This is a genomic window from Streptomyces kebangsaanensis, from assembly GCF_001906585.1.
GTDB classification, from domain to species: Bacteria; Actinomycetota; Actinomycetes; order Streptomycetales; family Streptomycetaceae; genus Streptomyces; species Streptomyces kebangsaanensis.
Window position 1 is genome coordinate 17,473 of sequence record NZ_JUJA01000036.1, and the last position, 1,300, is coordinate 18,772.

Genomic DNA, 1,300 nt, shown 5'->3' on the forward strand with positions numbered 1-1,300 from the left:
CCGCCGTCGTCACCGCCTGGTGGGGGCGGTGGGTTCGTGGGCCGCCAGCGAGGCCACCTCGGCCCCGCTCAGGGCGCGGTCGTAGGCGTGGACGTCGGCGATCGCACCGGCCCAGTGGTCGACCGGGCCGCCGTTGTACTTGCCGCGGCCGATCACCAGGTTTCCGGAGGGCACCTCCCCGTTGCAGGCGCGGGTGGAGCCCGCCTCGGTGCCGTCCACGTGGATCCGCAGCGTGCCGTCCCGGTGGCTGTAGCTGCCGACCAGGTGGTACCACTTCCCGGCCTGCGGCTCACCGATGGTGTCCGCCAGCGCCCGGGCGCCGGAGAAGCTGAACGCGAACCGCTTGTCGGCCTGGGAGTACTGGAGGTAGAAGACGCTGCTGGTGCCGCCGTCGACGGACACCGCGGTGCTGAAGTGCCCCTTGTCGTCGAGCCGGACCCAGGCGGCCACCGAGTAGTCGCCCTTCTCGGTGTCCAGGACGGGCGCGCCGGTGTCGACGTAGCCGGTCCTGCCGTCCAGTTGCACCGCGCCGCCGTTCGGCCCGGAGGTCCAGGTCGCGCCGCCCTTGAGGGTGCCGTCGTGTCCGCCGGCGACGTCCGCGGCGACCGTGCCGGACTGCTGGTGCAGCGGCCACCAGGACACTCCGGCCAGTCCCGGAGTGCCCGGCGGGACGTCCGTCCCGCCCGCGGCGGCGCCCGCCGCGATCACCTGCCGGTTGATCTCCCGCACCGGACCGGGGAGCACCTTGACCACCTTGCGGTCGTAGGTGAGCAGGCCGTTGAGCTCGCCCTCCACGTCCGTGACCTGGGTGTAGACCGAACCGGAGAGCCCGCAGGAGGCACGCTGCACCAGCTTCCTGGTGTTCTCCACGTACGCCTTGGTCAGCTCCTCGGTGCTGGTGGCGGCGTCACCGTAGTCCTGACCGCCGGCGGTCCCCAGGATGTGGCCCGGAACGACGTACGAGTAGCCGCCGTGCTCCCCGTCGACGGAGGCCCGGGTGGCGTCGGGGGCGGGGTTCGCCGGGCCGTGGTAGTCGTGGAAGTCGATGATGTCACCACGCCCCGAATCGCCCTTGGAAGCGCAGCAGTTGACTCCGGAGTGAGCATCCACCAGGCGGGACGGGTCCTGCTTCTTGACCGCGTCCGCGAGCTCACCGGTGGCGGCCTTGCTCCATTCGCCCCAGCCCTCGTTCATCATGGTCCACATGACGATCGACGGGCTGCTGATGTGCTGGTCGACGATCGTGTGCACCTGGTCGACGAAGGTCCGGGTCTCCGGTGTGCCCGCCGCCGCCGTCATG

The 1,300-nt window shown here is 71.4% G+C and carries 1 protein-coding gene; it reads right to left on the reverse strand.

Annotated features, from left to right (window positions below; all coding sequences use genetic code 11):
* Positions 1-9: 9 nt before the first annotated feature.
* Positions 10-1,300, reverse strand: a 1,291-nt coding sequence (locus tag RH94_RS42400; RefSeq protein ID WP_073946371.1) for a LamG-like jellyroll fold domain-containing protein, incomplete at its 5' end; no start/stop codon positions are given.